Annotated in this window: 16 protein-coding genes; 12 read left to right on the forward strand and 4 right to left on the reverse strand. The window is 49.9% G+C overall.

The genetic code is table 11. The features are described 5' to 3' along the window. Window positions 1-39: 39 nt before the first annotated feature. Window positions 40-807, reverse strand: a complete 768-nt coding sequence (gene argB / locus CWI76_RS08960; RefSeq protein WP_126760009.1) for an acetylglutamate kinase — start codon at window positions 805-807, stop codon at window positions 40-42. Further along, a complete protein-coding gene (gene argC / locus CWI76_RS08965) occupies window positions 804-1,823 on the reverse strand; it encodes an N-acetyl-gamma-glutamyl-phosphate reductase (protein WP_241967999.1) in 1,020 nt (339 codons plus the stop codon). Before argC ends, argB begins: the two co-directional genes overlap by 4 nt. Before the next feature lie 366 nt (window positions 1,824-2,189). Here argC and rpmE point away from each other — a divergent pair, with 366 nt between their 5' ends. From rpmE to CWI76_RS09010, 9 genes are all read left to right on the forward strand, one after another. Further along, window positions 2,190-2,405 carry a 50S ribosomal protein L31 gene (gene rpmE / locus CWI76_RS08970; RefSeq protein ID WP_126760010.1) on the forward strand — a complete coding sequence of 72 codons (216 nt, stop codon included), beginning with the start codon at window positions 2,190-2,192 and terminating at the stop codon, window positions 2,403-2,405. A gap of 271 nt (window positions 2,406-2,676) precedes the next feature. Then, window positions 2,677-3,921 carry a malic enzyme-like NAD(P)-binding protein gene (locus CWI76_RS08975; protein WP_126760011.1) on the forward strand — a complete coding sequence of 415 codons (1,245 nt, stop codon included), beginning with the start codon at window positions 2,677-2,679 and terminating at the stop codon, window positions 3,919-3,921. 199 nt (window positions 3,922-4,120) lie between these two features. After that, entirely contained in the window at window positions 4,121-6,295 is a 2,175-nt protein-coding gene (priA, locus tag CWI76_RS08980; protein WP_126760012.1) for a primosomal protein N', read from the forward strand. Between the two features lie 150 nt (window positions 6,296-6,445). Further along, window positions 6,446-8,188 (forward strand): arginine--tRNA ligase, encoded by a 1,743-nt coding sequence (gene argS / locus CWI76_RS08985; RefSeq protein WP_126760013.1) that lies wholly within the window; start codon window positions 6,446-6,448, stop codon window positions 8,186-8,188. Between the two features lie 2 nt (window positions 8,189-8,190). After that, the gene (locus tag CWI76_RS08990; RefSeq protein WP_126760014.1) at window positions 8,191-8,742 is read left to right on the forward strand and encodes an SPOR domain-containing protein; all 552 of its coding nucleotides are present in this window, start codon (window positions 8,191-8,193) and stop codon (window positions 8,740-8,742) included. 67 nt (window positions 8,743-8,809) lie between these two features. Beyond that, window positions 8,810-9,346 (forward strand): ATP-dependent protease subunit HslV, encoded by a 537-nt coding sequence (gene hslV / locus CWI76_RS08995; protein ID WP_126760015.1) that lies wholly within the window; start codon window positions 8,810-8,812, stop codon window positions 9,344-9,346. Continuing rightward, window positions 9,339-10,676: an HslU--HslV peptidase ATPase subunit gene (gene hslU / locus CWI76_RS09000; RefSeq protein WP_126760016.1), complete on the forward strand. Its 1,338-nt coding sequence runs from the start codon at window positions 9,339-9,341 to the stop codon at window positions 10,674-10,676. The genes hslV and hslU overlap by 8 nt, the downstream gene beginning before the upstream one ends. Window positions 10,677-10,770: 94 nt before the next feature. After that, window positions 10,771-11,256: a ribonuclease E activity regulator RraA gene (gene rraA, locus CWI76_RS09005; RefSeq protein WP_126760017.1), complete on the forward strand. Its 486-nt coding sequence runs from the start codon at window positions 10,771-10,773 to the stop codon at window positions 11,254-11,256. A 15-nt stretch (window positions 11,257-11,271) separates the two neighbouring features. Further along, window positions 11,272-12,318 carry an arginase family protein gene (locus CWI76_RS09010; protein ID WP_126760018.1) on the forward strand — a complete coding sequence of 349 codons (1,047 nt, stop codon included), beginning with the start codon at window positions 11,272-11,274 and terminating at the stop codon, window positions 12,316-12,318. On the opposite strand, the gene hutI is transcribed toward CWI76_RS09010, so the two are convergent. Beyond that, on the reverse strand, window positions 12,300-13,490 hold the full coding sequence (hutI, locus tag CWI76_RS09015) for an imidazolonepropionase (RefSeq protein ID WP_126760217.1): 1,191 nt from the start codon (window positions 13,488-13,490) through the stop codon (window positions 12,300-12,302). The two genes, CWI76_RS09010 and hutI, sit on opposite strands and share 19 nt — an antisense overlap. 98 nt (window positions 13,491-13,588) lie before the next feature. Between hutI and hutC the strand changes: the two genes are divergently transcribed. From hutC to hutH, 3 genes are read left to right on the forward strand one after another with little or no spacing between them, the layout of a single operon-like run. After that, the gene (gene hutC / locus CWI76_RS09020) at window positions 13,589-14,338 is read left to right on the forward strand and encodes a histidine utilization repressor (RefSeq protein WP_126760019.1); all 750 of its coding nucleotides are present in this window, start codon (window positions 13,589-13,591) and stop codon (window positions 14,336-14,338) included. 27 nt (window positions 14,339-14,365) lie between these two features. Beyond that, the gene (hutU, locus tag CWI76_RS09025; RefSeq protein ID WP_126760020.1) at window positions 14,366-16,042 is read left to right on the forward strand and encodes a urocanate hydratase; all 1,677 of its coding nucleotides are present in this window, start codon (window positions 14,366-14,368) and stop codon (window positions 16,040-16,042) included. After that, the gene (gene hutH, locus CWI76_RS09030) at window positions 16,043-17,584 is read left to right on the forward strand and encodes a histidine ammonia-lyase (protein ID WP_126760021.1); all 1,542 of its coding nucleotides are present in this window, start codon (window positions 16,043-16,045) and stop codon (window positions 17,582-17,584) included. On the opposite strand, the gene CWI76_RS09035 is transcribed toward hutH, so the two are convergent. After that, window positions 17,581-17,829 carry a TraR/DksA family transcriptional regulator gene (locus tag CWI76_RS09035; protein WP_126760022.1) on the reverse strand — a complete coding sequence of 83 codons (249 nt, stop codon included), beginning with the start codon at window positions 17,827-17,829 and terminating at the stop codon, window positions 17,581-17,583. The two genes, hutH and CWI76_RS09035, sit on opposite strands and share 4 nt — an antisense overlap. Window positions 17,830-17,839 lie beyond the last annotated feature (10 nt).

Below are 17,839 nucleotides of genomic sequence, written 5' to 3' on the forward strand. Positions count from 1 at the left end.
TTGTTACCTACAACTAAAAAATTCGAAATAGCGTGGCAATTAGAGACGGATGCGGGTTCCGGCTGCTTCACCCCTTGCCAATCGGGTGAGCGCTTTGGCGTCTTGCCAGCCGGCCACCGCGATACTTCGTCGCGAGGCACGTGCCGCTTGCACGGCCGCGTTAAGTTTGACCAACATACCGTCACGCACAGTGCCATCAGCAATCAGGGCATCTGCTTGGTCGGCAAGAATGGTTTCAATGAGGTCACCGTTTTTGTCCAAAATTCCAGGCACATCGGTGAGGAGAATTAAATCAGCATGTAGTAATTGAGCGACGGCAGCCGCGGCTAAATCAGCGTTCACATTGAGCCGAGCACCGCTATCACTGCTACCAATTGAGCTCAGAATAGGTAAGAAATTTTTATCCAGCAGTACCTGCAACAAGGTCGCGTCATTGGGTTTCGGAATACCGACAGCACCGCGATTTGCATCCACGTCACAAGTAATGCTCTGACCAGCAGCCAGAGTTAATCCAACGGCGTTCAGTTGATGTTGCTGAGCAAGGGCAACTAATTGCGAGTTAACATCGCCAGCCAAAACCCCCGCAACAATGGGCATCTGTGCGGCCGGGGTAATGCGCTGGCCGTCTACCTTCAAACTCGTGTGGCCAAGTTGCAACAACAAGGCTTCTACTTGATCGCCGCCACCATGAACTAACACTAAAGGGCGCAATAATGCGAGCTGCTGAACCGTGGTCAACAGCCGCTCTAAGTTGCTGGCGCTTTGTAATACCCGACCGCCAAGTTTAATTACTAGAGGTGATGTCATACCACACCGCCGCGTTGCTGCAGACCGAGTGCACTATCACAACCAAAATATTGATTGGCTAACTGCACTGCTTGCGCTGCTGCCCCTTTTAATAAGTTATCGATAGCAGCACAAATAATCAGATGATTTTGGTGTACAACCGCGTGAATATCGCAGAATGCGGTGCCGACCACATCACGAATTGCCGGTGGCTGCTGACGCAAACGAATCAGCGGCGTAGCAGAGTAGGCCTGCTCATAGGCCGTATCGACACTCGCTTGTGAAACACCCTGTTGTAGCGGGACATAAATGGTCGCCAAAATGCCGCGTTTAAAATTACCTAAGTGCGGCACAAAAATCACATCATGACCAATTGCTTGCGCAATTTCTGGTTGGTGCCGATGCGTCGCAACACCGTAGGCAGACAAACTTACTTCACAAAAACTAGTATGGCTTGCCGCTTTACGGCCAGCCCCCGAGACACCACTGACGGCATTCACCAAGGGTACGCCATCAATGAATGACATGACGGGCTTCAACGCCAAACTGGTCACTGTCGGATAACAGCCAGGCACAGCAATAAGCTGCTCAGTACCAGCCAGTGTTGTCCATTCGGCTAAACCATAGGCAATCGTTTCAGGGATATTGGCAGCGCGTTCAAAACCGTAAGCCTGCTGATGTATCGAAGGATCACGAAGCCGAAATGCGCCAGAAAGATCAAAAACCACCAACCCCGCGTTCACCAAAACAGGTGCAAGTTCCGCACTGGCTTCATGAGGTAGCGCTAAAAAAACCACTCGAACTTGCTGAGACAATTGGCTCAGCAAATCCGAGTGCCAAGGTTGCAGAATAACATCAAGCTGTCCCGCTAATTGGGGATACAAACTAGCAATTGGCTCTGCGTCTTCGCGTGCGCTGGAAGAAAAAGCATACTCAAGCGAGAATTGTGGATGGTTATGCAGCAGCCACACCAGTTCAACGCCGCTGTAACCGCTCGCCCCAAACACTGCGCATGGAATTGATTTACCTTGTTCCACCAATCAAACTCGCTCACTAGAAAATGACTCAAAAGATGGCTAAATAATACTGCATAAAAATGCACAAAACAAGAATAAAAATACAAAGCAAGTTCGATATTAGCTATTGGATATTAGATATTAGATACACACAAATACCCGATACATCAGCTCTAATATCTAATATCCAATAGCTAATATCGTCTTTGCTTTTCTAATATCTAATATCCAATAGCTAATAGCGCTCTTGATCTTGAGGGGCTTGGCGCTTATAATTCGCGCCCTAATTTGTCGCGTTGATTAATAAATCAGCGCTTTTTTGAAACTGTAATTTGCGTGGTGCTCGACTTCGGGTCGGGTGGCGATGCAGCCTAACGAGGTAACCCCATGAAACCAGGTATTCACCCAGAATATACCGAGCTGAAAGTATCATGCTCTTGCGGTCACTCTTTTGTGACTAACTCAACTAAAGGCGGCGAGTTGCACTTGGACGTATGTTCAGAGTGTCACCCATTCTACACTGGTAAACAGCGTATTATGGATACTGGCGGTCGTATCGAGAAATTCAACAAGCGTTTCAACATGTTGGGTGGCAAGAAATAATCCAGTTTTGGACATTTCTACTCGAAATTATGAGAAAGGCGCCAGAAGGCGCCTTTTTTATTTTCATATTCGGCGCAAGGTCGCGTCACCATTGAATTAATCGATGGTGTCAATTTAAACAACCGTCAACTTTCCTCTGATTATCTAAGTTATTCTTAATCGCCTGGCCGCAACGGCGTATCAGGTAAGATGTCTTATTGCGTCGAATAGCTCTACAATGGCACTATTCACACATGTTATTTTCTTTATTTCGAATCAGGTACACGCACTTATGACCGATTTTCGCAAGCAAGCTTTGGATTATCACGCCTACCCAACGCCAGGAAAAATCAGCATTGAGCTGACCAAACCAGCTGAAACCAGTAAAGATTTAGCGTTGGCATATAGTCCAGGTGTGGCCGAGCCAGTGCGCGCCATTGCTGAGAATCCGGATGATGTCTACAAGTACACAGCGAAAGGTAATATGGTTGCTGTTATCTCCAATGGTACCGCTATTTTGGGGCTGGGTAATTTAGGGCCCATGGCTTCGAAGCCAGTGATGGAAGGTAAAGCACTGTTATTCAAGCGCTTTGCTGGCCTTGATTCCATTGATATTGAAGTCACGCACCGTACCACACAAGATTTCATCAATACGGTGGCAAATATTGCCGACAGTTTCGGTGGCGTGAACCTAGAAGATATTAAAGCACCAGAGTGTTTCGAAATTGAACAAGCGCTGATTGAGCGTTGTGAAGTGCCAATTTTCCATGATGACCAGCATGGCACAGCTATTGTTACAGCGGCAGGCTTGCTAAACGCGTTAGAAATTCAGGGTAAAGACTTACGCAAAGCACAAATCGTCTGTTTAGGTGCTGGCGCAGCTGCTATTGCCTGTATGGAATTGCTGATTAAATGTGGCGCCCAGCGTGAGCACATTTATATGCTGGACTCGAAAGGTGTGATTCACACACGTCGCGAAGATTTGAATGAATACAAAGCGTTATTTGCCAACAACACCGACAAGCGTACCCTCGAAGAGGTCATCACCGAAGCCGATGTATTTGTCGGTGTGTCAGGGCCGAATTTGTTGTCGCCAGATGCGTTAAAGCTCATGGCGGAAAAGCCAATTGTATTCGCCTGCTCAAACCCAGACCCAGAAATTAAACCTGAATTAGCCTTGGCCGTGCGCGACGACCTAATTATGGCAACCGGTCGCTCAGATTACCCGAACCAAGTGAACAACGTGCTTTGCTTCCCATTCATTTTCCGTGGGGCACTCGATGTTCGTGCAAAAGCCATTAATGATGAGATGAAATTGGCCGCCGTAGAAGCGATTCGTCAGCTCGCAAAAGAGCCAGTACCAGAGGCCGTACTAAAAGCATCAGGCGTCGACAAACTTGAATTCGGTGTTGATTACATCATTCCGAAGCCGCTGGATCCGCGTTTGCGCACCCGTGTATCGAAAGCGGTTGCTGAAGCGGCGGTGGCGTCAGGCGCCGCCCGCATCGAACTCCCCAAGAATTACATGACTGAATAAAAGCAAAGGACGATATTAGCTATTGGATATTAGATATTAGAAAAGCAAAGACGATATTAGCTATTGGATATTAGATATTAGAAAAGCAAAGACGATATTAGATATTAGATACTAGAGCTGATGTAGCGGGTATTTGTGTTTTATCTAATATCTAATATCCAATAGCTAATATCTCCGCTTTCAAGTTACACTTTGCGGTATGACGACGATAATCCAAACCGCGCTACCGGTACCCCTACCACGACAATTTGATTACGACTGCGAGCAATTGCCCGCAGTCGGCGCGCGCGTGCGTGTGCCCTTTGGTAATCGTGAGTTGGTTGGTGTGTGTTTGGGTGAGGCTTCGGCGCCCGACGATAGCTTTCAGCGCAAAGCCGTGCTTGAAGTGATTGATGACGAACCGTTGTGGCCGCGACCGATTTGGCGATTGCTTGAGTGGGCCGCGGATTATTACCACCACCCGCTTGGTGATGTGATTCAAAATGCAATGCCCGTGTTATTGCGCCAAGGTGAACGCGCCAGTTATCAAGCGACGACGCGATATCAAGTGACGGAGCAAGGTGCGCAGATATCGCCGAATGACTTGAAGCGAGCGGTGCAGCAACAACGCTTACTCGCAGCGCTACAACAACAGCCGCTGTTAAGTCGTGACATTCGCATGCAGGAGTTCTCGCCATCAGCACTGAAAGCGCTACAAGACAAAGGCTGGGTAGAAGCCGTTGAACACATTCCGGCAGCAGTGCAGTCGTGGTCGCTTAAAATTGCCGCTGAACCGTTACAGTTGAATCCTGAGCAAGCGCTAGCTGTTGCCGCAATTGGTGCCGCGAAACAGCACCAAACTTATTTGCTTGAAGGGGTTACCGGTAGCGGTAAAACCGAAGTGTATTTGCAGGCTATGGCCGATGTCTTACGCCGCGGTCAGCAAGTTCTCATGCTGGTGCCCGAAATTGGTCTAACACCGCAAACTCTAAAACGCTTCCAGCAACGCTTTGACGTGCCGATTGTGATGCTCCACTCAGCACTCACGGACAGAGAGCGCTTAGATGCATGGTTGGATGCCCGTGCTGGCAGCGCGGCAATTATTATTGGCACACGCTCAGCCATATTTACGCCGTGCAAAGCACTTGGCATGATCATTGTTGATGAAGAGCATGATGCCTCATTAAAGCAGCAAGACGGTTTTCGCTATCATGCGCGTGATCTTGCCGTGATGCGCGGCCATGAAGAGCAAGTGCCGGTAATTCTTGGCTCGGCGACGCCATCGTTTGAAACACTCAATAATGCGCTGAACAAGCGTTATGCACACTTGCAGTTAAGTCGCCGAGCTGGTCAGGCTAAGCCCGCGCGTCACGTCGTGATGGATATCAAAAACCTGCCATTAAAAGCCGGTTTGTCACAACCCCTACTTGGCTTAATGCGCGAACACTTGGATGCCGGTCAGCAAGTCCTGCTATTTTTAAACCGCCGTGGTTTTGCACCAGCGTTACTTTGTCATGAGTGCGGATGGTTGGCGCAGTGTCGTCGATGTGATGCGTATTACACCGTGCATCAAGGGAGCAAACAGTTGCAGTGCCACCATTGTGGTGCGCAACAACCGATACCACGGCAGTGTCATGACTGTGGCTCAACCCAGCTCATTGGTCGTGGTGTTGGTACCGAGCAACTCGAACAGCTACTGCAAGAGCAGTTTCCAGACTACCCAGTTCTACGCATTGATCGCGATAGCACACGGAAAAAAGGCAGCCTGCAACAACACTTGCAAGATGCGCACGACAACAAGTATCCGATTTTAGTTGGCACCCAAATGCTCGCGAAAGGACACCACTTTCCCGATGTCACCTTAGCCGCCTTACTCGATGTTGATGGCGCGTTATATAGCGCAGATTTTCGTGCCGCTGAACGCCTTGGGCAAATGTTTACCCAAGTGGCAGGGCGCGCCGGTCGTGCTAGCAAACCGGGAACTGTGGTGCTGCAAACTCATCACCCAGAACACGAATTAATCCAAGATTTAATCAACAACGGTTACGGACACTTTGCTCAGAGCGCCTTGCGCGAGCGACAACTCACCCATTTACCGCCATTTAGCCAACACGCATTGTTCCGCGCTGAAGCCAACAATGCCGATGCCGTTATCGCCGCACTCGAAGCTATCGCAACACTGTTTCCGCAACGCGATGATGTGATTGTGTTGGGGCCTATTCCTGCCGTCATGGAGCGTCGTGCCGGCCGCTATCGTTATCAATTATTGATTCAAACGCAGCAGCGCGCCATGCGGGCTCAGCTGTTGCGCTATGTTTTGCCGCAACTAGAAAAATTGCCGCAGTTACGAAAAGTGCGTTGGTCGCTCGACATCGACCCACAAGACTTCAGTTAGTGCGCAAAAGCAGATAAAATAACTGCCTTGTTCGCTTCGCTCATCGTTATTCGTTAATCGTTATTAGTTATTCGTTAAAGCCAAACACGGATGACCAACAACTAGTAACGAGTAACCAATAACGACTAACGTTTTTAAGGTTTTTTATTCATGAAAGAACAGTTGGAATCCCTCCTTGGCGCCGCCGTGGCGACCCTACAACAACAAGGTACTTTGCCGGCCGACGTGCAGCCACGCATTCAGTTGGATCGTCCGCGCGACAAAAGTCATGGGGATTTTGCTACCAACTTAGCGATGATGTTGGCGAAACCTGCGCAAATGAATCCGCGCGCGTTGGCCGAAGCGATTATTGCGGCTATTCCTGAGAATCAATTGCTCGCGCAGTGTGATATTGCGGGGCCGGGCTTTATTAACTTTACCATTAGCCAGCAGCAACTATTAGATCAATTGGAGCGCGCATACAGCGATGTCAACGTGGGTATTGAGCCTGCTGCTGAAACCAAAACCGTGGTGATTGATTACTCATCGCCAAACCTCGCCAAAGAAATGCACGTGGGGCATTTGCGTTCGGCCATTATTGGTGATGCAGTCGCTCGTGTCGAAGAGTTGCTCGGTCACAAAGTTATTCGCCAGAACCATGTGGGTGACTGGGGTACCCAATTTGGGATGTTGCTGGCGCATATGGAAGAGCTCGATAACGACGAACTCGGTATGGAGCTTAGCAACCTCGAAACCTTCTACAAAGCGGCGAAAAAGCGTTTTGATGAAAGTGAAGAATTTGCCAAACGTGCGCGTGAATTAGTCGTAGCCCTACAGTCGGGTGAGCCAAAGTGCCGCGCGCTATGGCAACAGTTTATTGATGTGTCACTCAGCCACTGTCAGGAAGTGTATGACCGTTTGGGTGTGAAGCTAACTCGCGCTGACGTGATGGCGGAAAGTGCCTATAACGATGACTTAGCACAAGTCGTCGAAGACCTCCGTGCACAAGGCTTGTTAGTTGAAGACCAGGGCGCGCAGTGCGTGTTCCTTGATGAATTCAAAAACAAAGATGGTGAATCGCTGCCGGTCATCGTACAAAAATCGGGTGGCGGTTACTTATATGCGACCACCGATTTAGCAGCGGTACGTTATCGTCAGAACGTGCTTAAAGGCGATCACTTGATGTATTTCGTTGATCAGCGCCAAGGGCTGCACTTCCAGCAAATTTTTACCTTAGCGCGTAAGGCTGGCTTTGCCCGCGAAGATCTGCAAATGGACCACTACGGTTTCGGTACGGTCATGGGCAAAGACGGGCGTCCTTATAAAAGTCGTGACGGTGGCGTGACCAAGCTTGCGGATTTGCTTGATGAAGCCGAAAAGCGTGCACTTGAATTAGTACAACAGAAAAACGGTGCGTTAAGCGAAGCCGAGCAAGCACACGTGGCAAAAGTTGTTGGGATCAGCTCGGTAAAATATGCCGACTTATCGAAAAACCGTACCAGCGATTACATTTTTGACTGGGACACCATGTTGAGCTTTGAAGGAAACACCGCACCATACTTGTTGTATGCGTACACGCGTGTGAACAGTGTATTCAGCAAAGCGGGTGTCAATCCAGAGCAAATTGATGCGCCATTCGTTCTCAACGACGAACGTGAAATTAACCTAGCCAATACCTTGGTGCGATTCAACGAAGTGGTTCACAGTGTTGCTGACAAAGCCATGCCGCACTTTTTATGTGGCTATCTCTATGACGTTGCAGGGGCTTTCTCAAGTTTTTATGAGGCTTGCCCAATTCTTCAAACAGAGGATGCTAGTGTGCGTCAAAGTCGTTTGAAACTTGCGGCATTGACCGCTAAAACCCTACGTCAGGGTCTCGAATTGCTCGGTATTCCGACGCTTGAGAAGATGTAATTATGGATTACGCGAACCGTAAGCGTCCGGCCAAACGTACCCCACCGAAGACTACCAAGAAAGCTGCCAAAAAACCGGCAGTGTCGTGGTGGGTGGTTTTGCTCGCCATTGTTTTGGTAAGTGGGTTTGTGTGGTTATTGGTAAGTATCTCGGGCAAGTCAGAGCAAACGCCACAGCAACAAGTGCCAATTGATGTGCCGGAGCCACAATCGCAGCCGGTGGCCGAGCCACTGCCAGAAAAACCAGAAGAGCGTTGGCAGTACATTGAAGAATTGGAAAACCAAGAAGTGATTGTGGATGTACCAGAGCGCGAGATCGGCCCGCCGAAACTCATGCAATGTGGTTCATTCCGCAACATCAGTGATGCTGAAGAGCTACGTGCGATGATAGCGATGATTGGTTTGGAAGCACAAATTCGCACAACTGACGGAAGTAATGGTGTCTGGCACCGAGTGATTCTTGGCCCCTACAATGGTCGACGTGCCGCCGAGACAGATCGTCACAAATTACAACGAGCTAATATTCGCGGTTGCCAAATTTGGAACTGGAATTAATCCCTACCTATTGAAAATCACAAATACGACCTCATAACTGGTTCATAGCAACTAAGAGGACGTATTTGTGACTACTATCGTATCTGTCCGTCGCGGTGACAAAGTTGTCATCGGTGGCGATGGTCAAGTTTCACTTGGCAATACCGTAATGAAGGGCAACGCTCGCAAAGTGCGCCGCTTGTACAACAACCAAGTACTCGCCGGTTTCGCAGGCGGTACCGCCGATGCCTTCACCCTGTTTGAACGCTTTGAGAAAAAATTGGAAGCCCATCAAGGCAACTTGATGCGCGCAGCAGTGGAACTCGCCAAAGATTGGCGTACCGACCGAGCCTTGCGCCGTTTAGAAGCGTTATTAGCGGTGGCCGATAAGCATACATCCTTAATCATTACCGGTAACGGTGACGTTGTGCAGCCAGAAAATGACCTAATCGCCATTGGCTCTGGCGGCCCATACGCCCAAGCGGCGGCAACTGCGTTACTCGAAAATACAGATTTAAGCGCACGTGAGATTGTTGAGAAAGCCCTGACGATTGCAGGCGACATATGTGTCTTCACCAACAGTTTCCAAACCATTGAAGAACAGGAGTCGGTAAGCAATGTCTGATATGACCCCACGCGAAATTGTTGATGAGCTGAATCGTCACATTGTTGGTCAAGACAACGCCAAAAAAGCGGTCGCTGTTGCACTGCGTAATCGTTGGCGTCGTATGCAGTTAGACGATGAATTACGTCAAGAAGTAACGCCGAAAAATATATTAATGATTGGACCGACAGGGGTGGGTAAGACTGAAATTGCACGCCGTCTGGCGAAGCTAGCCAATGCGCCATTTATTAAGGTGGAAGCAACGAAGTTCACCGAAGTTGGTTATGTTGGTAAGGAAATTGAGTCGATTATTCGTGATCTTACCGATACGGCGGTGAAGCAGACACGTGAGCAAATGATGCAAAAAGTGCGTCATCGTGCCGAAGATGCTGCGGAAGAACGCATTTTGGACGCGTTATTACCGCCCGCGAAGAAAACTGGTTGGGCCGACGAACAAGAAGAGCCGCGCGAGCAATCGAATACGCGTCAGACGTTTCGTAAAAAACTGCGTGAAGGCCAGCTCGACGAAAAAGAAATTGAAATTGAAATCAGCGCGCCGCAAATGGGCGTTGAGATTATGGCACCGCCAGGCATGGAAGAAATGACGTCGCAGCTGCAAAGCATGTTCCAGAACATGGGTGGCGGCAAATCGAAGCCGAAGAAAATGAAGATCAAAGATGCATTTAAGCAGCTAATTGAAGAAGAAGCGGCGAAGATGCTGAACCCTGAAGATATTAAAGAGCAGGCGCTAACGGCCGTTGAGCAAAACGGCATTGTGTTCTTGGATGAAATTGACAAAATCTGTAAGCGCGGCGACGTGTCTGGCCCAGATGTTTCACGAGAAGGCGTGCAGCGTGACTTATTGCCATTAGTGGAAGGCACGACTGTTTCGACCAAACATGGCATGGTGAAAACCGATCATATTCTGTTCATCGCATCGGGGGCATTCCAAATGTCCAAACCGTCGGATCTAATTCCTGAATTGCAAGGTCGTCTGCCAATTCGTGTTGAGCTACAAGCGTTAACGAGTGCCGATTTTGTTCGAATCTTGACGGAGCCGAATGCATCGCTAACCACACAATACAAAGCGCTGATGGCAACCGAAGGTGTGAATGTAGAGTTTACTCAGGACGGTATTCGCCGCATTGCTGAAACAGCGTTTCAAGTGAACGAAACGACTGAAAACATTGGTGCGCGTCGATTACACACTGTGCTAGAGCGATTGATGGAAGAAATATCGTTCAAAGCCAGTGACTTACATGGGCAAAGCATTGAAATTGATGCCGCTTATGTTGACCGTTACCTCGGCGAGTTAGCGCAAGATGAAGACCTAAGCCGGTTTATTTTGTAATTGCTTGACCCGCGCCGCTTTTGCACTCGGGCAGAAGCGGCTATACTGTGCTTTAACATTCAAGACGTTAAGTCACAGTGAACGGGGTACGGCAATGGAATACAACACGTCAGAACTTTGCGATTTATACCCAGATCTAGTCGATGTGGTTGAACCGATGTTCATTCACTACGGCGGTCGGGTGTCGTTCGGCGGCCAGTTGGTCACCGTGAAGTGCTTCGAAGACAAGGGCATTATTGAAGAGGTGGTGCAGCAGCCTGGTACTGGGAAAGTGCTACTCATTGATGGTGGCGGTTCGACACGCCGCGCACTAGTCGATATTGCTGTGGCCGACTTAGCGTTTGAAAACGACTGGGAAGGCATCATTTGTTATGGTGCAGTTCGTGATGTTGACGCATTAGACGAACTTGATATGGGCGTTATGGCTATCGCTTCGATGCCGGTTGGAGCCGCAAACGACGGTGTTGGTGAAGTCGATGTGGCGGTGAATTTTGGCGGCGTTACTTTCTTACCTGAAGACCATTTATACGCCGATAGCACAGGCATTATTATTTCACCAGAACCGCTTGATATTGAGTGAGTTGAATAAGCCACTATGTTTTTAACTTCGATTGATCCCGCTGCGTGGTTTTCCCCACGTAGCGGCGAAATCCGCCTCGGTCAAACACTTCATTGCTTACCTGAAATCGATACCATCGATACCTACCATCATGCGTTACACCAAGCATGGGAGCGAGGGCAACGCATTGCTCTTGTTGGGGTGCCCGAATCAATTGGGCCACGCGCTAATTTAGGTCGTGGCGGCTCGGAACATGCTTTCGCGGCGGCGCTCAAGGGCTTATTGGCGTTGCAATCGAACCCAATGATTGCCGACCATGAGTTGCTGATTGTCGGGCAGCTACAATGCGCTGACTTACAACAGCAAGCCGATGCGTTGCGCAACACGGAGGCCGGCGAATTAGCGCAATTACGCGAGCTTTGTGAGCGTCTTGATCAACGTGTTCAGCAAGTTATTGTGCCGTTATTTGAAGCCGGCTTTGACGTGATACTTATTGGTGGGGGGCACAACAATGCCTACCCACTGCTCACTTCATTGCAGCAAGCCTCAGAAGAAAGTGTTGGTGCAGTAAATCTTGATCCGCACGCTGATTTTCGCGCGCGTGAAGGCCGCCACAGTGGTAATGGGTTTAGCTATGCTTATATGGCGGGGGCGCTGAAGCACTACCACGTGGTTGGGCTACACGAAGGCAAGAATAACGCGGAGAGTTTGAAGCAACTCGCGGATGCTGAATTTACCTACCGCAGTGTGCACGAGTTATATACCCATGATTGGTCAACTGAACTGAGCGCCATTGCCGCACAAGCAGAGGCTTGGCATGTGCCGCTTGGTATTGAAATTGACGTCGATGCATTACAGGGAGTGCCAGCAAGCGCGATTAACTTCAATGGCTTGAGCGTGGCGCACGGCTATAGTCTCGTGGAAACCTTGGCAAGTTTACCGCGCACGCGTTACCTGCATTTAGCTGAAGCGGCACCAAGCTTGCACCCGGCGGGGCGCGAAGCAGGTGATATGGCCTGTGCACAGTTACTAAGTGAGTTGGTGCTTGCTTACTTGCACGGCTTTCAGCGGCGCGAACCTTGAAACCAGCAGGCGCTTAACGGATTGGTACCAAACTGATAAGTGAGCGCAGCTGGATCATCCACATGCCATAAACATAAATCAGCACGCATACCTGCAACCAGTTGACCGCGGTCGGTCAAACCTAAAGCCTTAGCGGCGTTCACAGTAACGCCACGTAGACACTCTTCAGGCGTCATCCGGAACAACGTTGCGGCCATCTGCAGCATAAGTTGCACACTCAAAATAGGCGATGTGCCGGGGTTGGCGTCCGTCGACACGGCAATTGGTACCTGGTAATCGCGCAGTAATTGCAGTGGCGGTAGTTTGGTTTCTCGTAGGAAATAAAACGCGCCCGGCAGCAGCACAGCAACGGTACCGGCCTTTGCCATGGCTTCAACACCGGCTTCATCTAAGTATTCGAGATGGTCACAGGACAATGCTTGGTAACGCGCTGCAAGTGCACTTCCGTGTTGATTGCTTAATTGCTCAGCGTGTAATTTTATGGGCAAACCAGCAGTTTGAGCAGCCTGAAATACACGCTCGGTTTGCGCCGTAGAAAAACCAACCGACTCACAAAATGCATCCACGGCGTCTGCTAAGCCTTCGGCCGCAAGTGTCGGAATAATCGATTCAACCACCAAATCAATATAGGCATCAGCGTGGTCTTTGTACTCAGGCGGAACCGCATGCGCCGCCAATAACGTCGTTTGAACCGATACTGGCAACAACTCAGCCAGTTTGCGCGCCGCGCGAAGCTGTTTGCGCTCGTCTTCGAGGCTCAAACCATAGCCCGATTTAATTTCAACTGTCGTCACCCCTTCGCGCAACAACGCTTCAAGCCGAGGCATTGTCACCGCAACTAAGTCTTGCTCTGATGCCGCACGTGTTGCTCGCACGGTTGCTGCGATACCGCCACCTTGCGCGGCAATGTCCGCGTAGCTCGCGCCATGCAGACGTTTAGCAAACTCATCGGCACGCGAACCGGCCCAAACCAAGTGAGTATGGCAGTCGATGAGCCCAGGCGTGACTAACCCGCCGTTGCCGTTGATTGTTTCGGCGGCGACCGTTGGCGCGTCACTGCGCCGACCAGCGAAGTGAATTCGTTCATGATCAAAGATAATCACACCGTCATCAATCAGGCCGTAGCCCTCGCCTGTCATGGTAGCAAGCCGAACATTTTCGAGGCACTGCATGATTGCTGTCATAAAAAATCTCCCACCGACAACTTGTATATACAATTAAACATGACTACACTCTATCACACTCTAACATCAGTCTGAATGATTTCATCATGGTTGCTGTTAAAGGTAGCCAAAGCGGTAGCCACATAGGTAGAACGTTCGTGAAATTTTCAAAAATTAAACAGCATATTTACAGCAAGATTGCCTCAGGTGAATGGCCGGAAAACCATCCGGTGAGTTCCGAAAACGCACTTGCAACTCAGTTTAAAGTGAGTCGTATGACCGCACGTCGGGCTCTGCAAGAGCTTGCCGATGAGGGCTTAGTGATTCGCTCGAAAGGTTCGGGCACTTATGTTGCGCCGTTGAAGTCGCAAACATCGTTTATGGCCATTCGTAACATTGCTGATGAGATTCGTGCACGCCAACACGCTTATGAGGCGCATGTGCACGTTCTCAAGCAAGTGCCGGCCAGTTTACAGGTAGCCGAACAACTTCAAATTACGCCTGAAACACCGGTATTTTTCTCTGTCATTACCCATTTAGAGAACGGGTTACCGGTGCAAGTTGAAGAGCGCTACGTGAACCCAGCTGTTGTGAAGGATTATTTGAAGCAAGATTTCCGCCAGATCACGCCGCATGAATATTTAAGTGCTGTTGCACCGCTGACCGAAGCGAGTCATCAGATTGAAGCAGTGACACCGAACGCTCATGTTTGCGAATGGCTTGAATTAACGAAGCCAGAGCCGTGTTTGCGCATTGTGCGTCGCACCTGGAGCGACGCTGGTGTGGTGACATATGCCGTATTGACGCACCCAGGATCGCGTTTTGTGTTGGGTGGCCATTTAACGTTTAAAGCTTAAACGCAGGTAAAGAAAAAGGATAAACAGATGAGTTTTACTCGCTTAGATAAAAGTCGAAAGATTCGCGCTGACCGAGGTTCAGAGTTAACCACAGCAAACTGGCAGATTGAAGCAGCTAAACGCATGTTGATGAACAACCTTGATGACGAGGTGGCGGAACACCCACAAGCATTGGTGGTGTATGGCGGTATTGGTCGCGCTGCACGCAGCTGGGAAGCGTTCGACAAAATTGTAGAAGTACTGGAACGGTTAAAGCCAACGGAAACCTTGTTAGTGCAATCGGGTAAGCCGGTTGGTGTATTCCCAACTCATGAAGATGCGCCGCGAGTGCTCATTGCCAACTCGAATTTAGTACCAGAGTGGGCCAACTGGGAACATTTTAACGAGCTCGATAAAAAGGGCTTAATGATGTACGGCCAAATGACCGCCGGATCATGGATTTACATTGGCTCGCAAGGCATTGTCCAAGGCACTTATGAAACCTTTGTATCAGTCGCTCGCCAGCATTTTGATGGGAATACCAGCGGCCGTTGGATTCTCACCGGTGGTCTCGGCGGTATGGGCGGTGCGCAGCCATTGGCGGCGACCATGGCTGGTTATTGCATGTTAGCGGTGGACGTGGATGAAACGCGTATTGATTTTCGATTGCGTACACGTTACCTCGATCATAAAGCGACCTCGCTAGATGAAGCACTCGAATTGATTGAGCAAGCGCGCCACGATGGCCGTGCTATTTCTGTGGGCTTATTAGGTAACGCAGCCGATGTTTTTGCCGAGTTGGTTGAGCGCAATATCACGCCTGACGTAGTAACTGACCAAACATCTGCGCACGATCCTCTGCATGGCTACTTGCCACAAGGGTGGACATTAGCAGACTATTTGGAGCGCCAAGAAAGTGACCCAGCCGGCACCGTTACCGCCGCGAAGCAGTCGATGGCAGTGCAAGTGCGCGCCATGTTAACGCTACAAGAGCGTGGCGCGGCAACTTTAGATTACGGCAACAACATCCGCCAAATGGCGAAAGATGTGGGTGTCGATCACGCTTTTGACTTCCCCGGATTCGTGCCCGCCTATATTCGCCCACTATTCTGCCAAGGTATTGGACCATTCCGTTGGGTGGCATTGTCAGGCGACCCAGAAGACATCTACAAAACCGATGCCAAGGTAAAAGAACTCATTCCAGATGATCCGCACCTGCACAATTGGTTAGACATGGCGCGTGAGCGTATTAGCTTCCAAGGCTTGCCAGCACGTATTTGTTGGATTGGCCTCAAAGATCGCGCACGTATCGCACGAGCATTCAATGACATGGTCAAAAATGGCGAACTGAAAGCGCCGATTGTGATTGGTCGTGATCACCTCGATTCAGGCTCAGTCGCTAGCCCGAACCGCGAAACAGAAAGCATGCTTGATGGTTCAGATGCGGTTTCAGACTGGCCATTGTTGAATGCTCTTTTAAACACCGCGGGCGGCGCTACATGGGTGAGCCTCCACCACGGTGGTGGGGTTGGTATGGGCTACTCGCAACATTCAGGTGTGGTCATTGTGGCCGATGGTTCCGATGCGGCGGATAAACGCTTGAGCCGTGTGCTGTGGAATGACCCAGGTACCGGCGTAATGCGCCATGCCGATGCAGGCTATGACATTGCCAAAGATTGCGCACGTGACCAAGGGTTAGACTTACCGATGCTGGAGGGCAAATAAATGAACGATGTATTTGAATTGCAACCTGGCACCTTAAGCCTGTCACAGTTGCGCCATTGGTGGCAGGAGCCGCAACAGTTGGCATTACATGCTGAAGCCGATGCCGTGATTGCCCGCTCGCACAAGACGGTTGCTGACGTGCTCGCTAAAGGCAAAGTGGTATATGGCATTAATACCGGCTTTGGTTTGTTGGCGAATACGCGCATTCCACCAGAAAAACTGGAAGACTTGCAGCGTCGCATTGTGCTGTCACACGCAGCCGGCACACAAGAGCTCATGGACGATACCGTGGTGCGCTTAATGCTGCTGCTGAAAATCAATTCGCTCAGTCGCGGCTTCTCAGGTGTACGCCGTGAAGTGATTGATGCTTTAATAGATTTGCTCAACAACCAAGTCTACCCGTGTGTGCCGAGCAAAGGCTCGGTTGGTGCGTCCGGCGATTTAGCACCACTCGCGCATCTCGTGTTGCCGTTACTTGGTGAAGGCCAAGTTCGCGTAGAAGGCAAAATTTATCCAGCCGTTGAAGGTATGGCGAAAGCCGGCCTGAAGCCGCTCAACGCATTAGCGCCAAAAGAAGGTTTGGCCTTGTTAAATGGTACCCAAGCCTCAACCGCGCTAGCATTGCATGGCTTGTTCCAAATTGAACGCGTATTCAATGCCGCACTGGTTACCGGAGCTATGGCGGTAGAAGCGGCGATGGGTTCACGCTCACCGTTTGATGCGCGTATTCACGCCGTGCGTGGTCAGCCAGGGCAAATTGCTGTTGCGCAAAGCTTCCGCCAATTATTGGGTGATAGCTCTGAAATTGCTACCGCTCATGTGGATTGCGAAAAAGTACAAGACCCTTATTCCTTGCGTTGTCAGCCACAAGTGATGGGCGCCGTGTTTGACCAATTGCAACACGCCAGTCAAATTTTGGTGCGTGAAGCCAATGGTGTCACCGATAACCCGTTGGTATTTAGTGACAACGGCGACATTATTTCAGGCGGTAATTTCCACGCTGAACCAGTTGCTATGGCAGCCGATATTCTTGCCATTGCGGCGAGTGAAATCGGTGCGCTTTCTGAGCGACGTAGTGCCTTGTTAATTGACCACCACCTCAGTAATTTGCCACCATTTTTGGTGAACGATGGTGGGGTGAATTCTGGCTTTATGTTGGCACAAGTGACAGCCGCAGCTTTAGCGTCTGAGAATAAAACGCTAGCACATCCAGCCTCGGTTGATAGTTTGCCCACCTCGGCCAACCAAGAAGACCATGTATCAATGGCAACGTTTGCTGCGCGTCGATTAACTGACATCGCGCGCAACATCCGGGATATTGTAGCGATTGAGTTGTTAGAGGCGGCGCAAGGCTTAGATTTCCGTCGTCCGTTAAAAGCTGCTGCGGCGGTAGAAGAAGCTCACGCCCGTGTACGTGCACAAGTTAGCTTTTACGATCAAGATCGTTATTTTGCGCCAGATATTGCCGCGATTGCGACATTGATTGAACAAGGCAAATTGCACGATTTAGTGCAGGAAGGAGCAGTACTCGAGGACGCTTAAGCGTCCTCTTCTTCATCTTTCAAAACCTGGCAGTCGACACATAAAGCGACGTCAGGCTTTGCGGCTAAACGCGCAGCCGAAATTTCCTCGCCACACTCAACACAATAACCATATTCGCCGCTACGCATGCGTTGTAATGCAGCATCAGCGCTTTGTGCTTGGCGCGTTCCCGGTTGCTCATTCACCACGGTTTCAAGTTTACTCCGAATACGTAACAACTGCTGGGCGGATAAATTATCACTCATGTTAACGTCC

This window comes from Pseudidiomarina marina (assembly GCF_003987045.1).
Lineage (GTDB): Bacteria > Pseudomonadota > Gammaproteobacteria > Enterobacterales > Alteromonadaceae > Pseudidiomarina > Pseudidiomarina marina.